Below are 4,335 nucleotides of genomic sequence, written 5' to 3' on the forward strand. Positions count from 1 at the left end.
CGGGCGGCCGCTTCTTTATGCATATATTCTATTTTCCCGTAAGAGCTCCGCCGCTCGCCGGGGGCTATTTCAGCTCCGTCGCGGTAATGATATAGTTGCCGAGCGTCCGGACCTTCGCGGAGAAGGCGCCGCGCCCGTCGGAATCGGTGGTGTACTTGAAGCGGCTGGTCACGTCCTTGAGGTCGCCGGCCTCGGTCGCCTCATAGATATGGACCTGCCTGTGGGGAACCGTCTCCTCGCCGTCGTAGGTGAGGTAGGGGTTCACGAGGGTCAGCGTGCCACCCTTCGCGTCGGGATTGCCGCGGAAGAAGCGGGTGTACATCTCCCCGAGGGGGGCCGTGTGATTGCGGCCGGTGTCGGCGCGGCGGGTCGAGAGCTTGGGCGCGTAGAGGATATCCGAGCCGGAGAGCTCCGCGACGATGATGTCCGCATCCTCCCAGGTGTAGTCGCTGTCCCCCTCCTGGGTCGGGGTGAGGACGATGTCCTCCGCGCCGATCGGGTGCTTGACGTCCTTAAAGTAGAAGAGGTCGCCGTACCAGTCGGGGTTGGATTTCAGGTAGGTGGAGGGGAAGAGGGTGTCGTCGGTGATGCGCAGCGTATAGTCGATGGCAATCTTCGCGCCGCTTTTGACCGACAGCTCGGAGGCCGTTCCGGTATTCGTGCCGAGGGGGACGACGGGCAGGGAAGTGTCCCTGACGGCGGTGTAGGTCACCGTGAAGCCGACGCCGGTGTTGTCGTACATCGCGTCGTTAGAGAGGGTCACGACAAAGCAGGCGCCCGCCCCAACGATCGGTTCGTCCGACTGGCGGATTGATCGCGCATTCATCGCGTTGGCGGTCGTTTTGACCGAGCAGCGGAAGGCGGAGGCGTCATAGAAGGCGGAGGAATCGGTGACCCGCCACAGCCTGCCCGAATCGTCGTAAACCCGTTCGTCCGCGGCGACGGTCAGCGTGTTGCCGTAGACTGAATTGCCGTTTGCGAGGTAGCGGTGGGGATCGTATTCGTAGACTCTGGCGACGGCGGTCGTCTTGGAATCGCCCGCGAGGGAGGGAGCTTTTTCGGCGGCGAAGACGGGCGCCGCGAGGGAGAGCGCGCAAGCCAGCGCAAGCGCGCCGGCGAGGACAGAACGCTTCATATTAAATCCCTTCTTACAGATGAAAATTTTGGCGTAATCCTATGATATCCCCAATTCCGTCCCCCGTCAACCGCCGGGGGGCAAAGTTCAGAAACCGTTCAAATTCACCGGGAATTGGGAAAAAATCAGGCACAATCCACAGGAAAAATGTTTACAATTTGTACTTGATTTCCCACAGCATTTGGGGTACTATATAGTTAGCACTCGATATACTAGAGTGCTAAAACAACGGATCAAACAGCTTTCACATAAAGGAGGAGGGTGTCTATGAACGCTCAGAAATTCACCCAGAAGTCGCTCGAGGCGCTGCAAAGCGCGCAGGACCTCGCGACCGAATACCAGAACATGCAGATTGAACAGCAGCATCTGCTCTATGCGCTGATCGCGCAGGAGGACGGCCTTATCAGCCAGATGCTCAAAAAGATGGAGATCGACCCCGCCGCGCTGCTCTCCGACGTGCGCGCCGAGGTCGAGCGGCTGCCGCGCGTCTCCGGCCCCGGCCGTGAACAGGGCAAGATTTACGTCTCCCAGGAGGTCGACCGCGCGCTGGTCCAGGCGGAAAAGCTCGCAGACCGGATGAAGGACGAATATGTCTCGGTCGAGCACGTCATGCTCGCGCTGCTCGAAAACCCGAACGGCGCGCTGGGGCAGCTCTTTTCGCGCTGCCGCCTGACGAAGGACGGCTTCCTCTCGGCGCTGGTGAGCGTGCGCGGGAACACCCGCGTCACCTCTGACACCCCGGAGGACACCTATGACGCGCTGAAAAAGTACGGCACCGACCTTGTCGAGCAGGCGCGCAACCAGAAGCTCGATCCGGTCATCGGCCGCGACAACGAAATCCGCAACGTCATCCGCATCCTCTCGCGCAAGACGAAGAACAACCCGGTCCTCATCGGCGAGCCGGGCGTCGGCAAGACGGCCATCGCCGAGGGGCTTGCGCTGCGCATCGTGCGCGGGGACGTGCCCGAAAACCTCAAGGATCGCACGATCTTTTCCCTCGACATGGGCGCGCTGATCGCGGGTGCGAAATTCCGCGGCGAGTTTGAGGAGCGCCTCAAGGCGGTATTGCAGGAGATCAAGAAGAGCGAGGGCAGGATCATCCTCTTCATCGACGAGCTGCACACCATCGTGGGCGCGGGCAAGACGGAGGGCTCGATGGACGCGGGCAACCTCTTAAAGCCGATGCTCGCGCGCGGCGAGCTGCACTGCATCGGCGCGACCACCCTCAACGAGTACCGCCAGTACATCGAAAAGGACGCCGCGCTTGAGCGCAGGTTCCAGCCGGTGCTGGTGGACGAGCCGACCGTCGAGGACACGATCTCCATCCTGCGCGGGCTCAAGGAGCGTTACGAGGTGTTCCACGGCGTCAAAATCCAGGACCAGGCGCTCATCGCGGCGGCGGTCCTTTCCAACCGCTACATCACCGACCGCTTCCTGCCCGACAAGGCGATCGACCTCGTGGACGAGGCGTGCGCGATGATCCGCACCGAGATGGACTCGATGCCGTCCGAGCTCGACGACCTCTCCCGCAAGATCATGCAGCATGAGATCGAGGAGGCGGCGCTCAAAAAGGAGACCGACCAGCTTTCGCAGGAGCACCTGCATGAGATTCAGCGGGAGCTTGCCGGGATGCGCGAGCAGTTCAAGGCGATGAAAGCCCGCTGGGAGAACGAAAAGAACGCGATCACCAAGGTGCAGAAGCTCCGTGAGGAGCTCGAACAGGTGAACGCCGACATCGAGAAGGCCGAGCGGGAATACGACCTCAACCGGGCCGCCGAGCTCAAATACGGCAAGCTCCCCACCCTCCAGAAGGAGCTGGAAGAGGAGGAAAAGCTCGCGAGCGCGGCGGAGAAGGACTCCACCCTCCTGCGCGACAGGGTCACCGAGGAGGAGATCGCGCGGATCGTCGGCCGCTGGACGGGCATCCCCGTGACGCGGCTGATGGAGGGGGAGCGGCAGAAGCTGCTGCACATGGAGAGCATCCTGCATGAGCGGGTCATCGGACAGGACGAGGCGGTCACCACCGTCAGCGAAGCGATCCTGCGTTCCCGCGCGGGCATCCAGGACCAGAGCCGTCCGATCGGCTCCTTCCTCTTCCTCGGCCCGACGGGCGTCGGCAAGACCGAGCTCGCCAAGGCGCTCGCACAGGCGCTCTTCGACGACGAGCGCAACATCGTGCGCATCGACATGAGCGAATATATGGAGAAATTCTCGGTCAGCCGCCTGATCGGCGCGCCTCCGGGATACGTCGGCTATGAGGAGGGCGGCCAGCTCACCGAGGCGGTGCGCCGCAAGCCCTACTCGGTCGTCCTCTTCGACGAGATCGAAAAAGCCCACCCCGACGTCTTCAACATCCTGCTCCAGGTGCTCGACGACGGCCGCATCACCGACAGCCAGGGCCGCACCGTGGACTTTAAAAACACGATCATCATCCTGACCTCCAACCTCGGCTCCCCCTACATCCTCGAGGGAATCGACGAAAACGGGCAGATCACCGATGAGGCCCGCAAGGCGGTGGATGGGCTGCTCAAGCAGCAGTTCCGCCCCGAGTTCCTCAACCGCCTCGATGAGATCGTCTTCTATAAGCCGCTGCAAAAGGCGGAGATCGCGCGGATCGTCGACCTGCTCATGGCCGACCTGCAAAAACGCCTCGCCGATAAGCAGCTCACCCTGACCCTCTCGACCGAGGCAAAGGCGTACATCGTCGACCAGGGCTACGACCCCGTCTACGGCGCGCGCCCCCTCAAGCGGTTCCTCCAGCACAAGCTCGAAACACTGCTTGCCCGCATCATCATCGCGGAGGACCCCGCTCCCGGCACCCGGCTCGAGGCTGTCATGGAAAATGGTGATTTGGCAATCAAGGCTGCTTCATAATCGTTCGTAATAGGAAAGGGACGCGCCCGCTGGGTGCGTCCCTTTTTTGACCGTCCAAATGTGCCGCTTTCGGCGGCGAAAATTGCCGGGACCCGTCCCGGTGGCGGTTTTAGATATTCCGCCCAGAGGTCGGAGGGCTTGCCGGTAGTCGACCGGCGGAGGTCCTGGATTTTCCGCTCATCGAGCGGCGGAGCTTGCCGGTAGTCGACCGGCGGCGACCCTATTTCTTGTACGGACAAGAAATAGGGGAAAGAAACCGCAGGGGGCTGTGCCCCCTTGACCCCCGCGCCGCCTCCGGTTGGCCTGCGGCCAAAGTCGGCGGCGCC

The 4,335-nt window shown here is 62.3% G+C and carries 2 protein-coding genes; one reads left to right on the plus strand and one right to left on the minus strand.

The features are described from left to right. Positions 1 to 64 precede the first annotated feature (64 nt). Entirely contained in the window at positions 65 to 1,135 is a 1,071-nt protein-coding gene (locus RDM88_RS11985; protein WP_308755060.1) for a hypothetical protein, read from the minus strand. A gap of 267 nt (positions 1,136 to 1,402) precedes the next feature. On the opposite strand from RDM88_RS11985, the gene clpB reads away from it, so the two are divergent. Then, entirely contained in the window at positions 1,403 to 4,009 is a 2,607-nt protein-coding gene (gene clpB, locus RDM88_RS11990; RefSeq protein WP_308755061.1) for an ATP-dependent chaperone ClpB, read from the plus strand. The last annotated feature ends 326 nt before the right edge of the window (positions 4,010 to 4,335 follow it).

Origin of the sequence: uncultured Anaerotruncus sp. (assembly GCF_902490045.1) — a bacterium.
Classification (GTDB): domain Bacteria; phylum Bacillota; class Clostridia; order Oscillospirales; family Ruminococcaceae; genus Anaerotruncus.

What these genes read in the sequence shown, in the direction of transcription:
- RDM88_RS11985 (WP_308755060.1), bottom strand. Translation starts at nt 1,135, where the DNA reads ATGAAGCGTTCTGTCCTCGCCGGCGCGCTTGCGCTGGCTTGCGCGCTC.
- clpB (WP_308755061.1), top strand. Translation starts at nt 1,403, where the DNA reads ATGAACGCTCAGAAATTCACCCAGAAGTCGCTCGAGGCGCTGCAAAGC.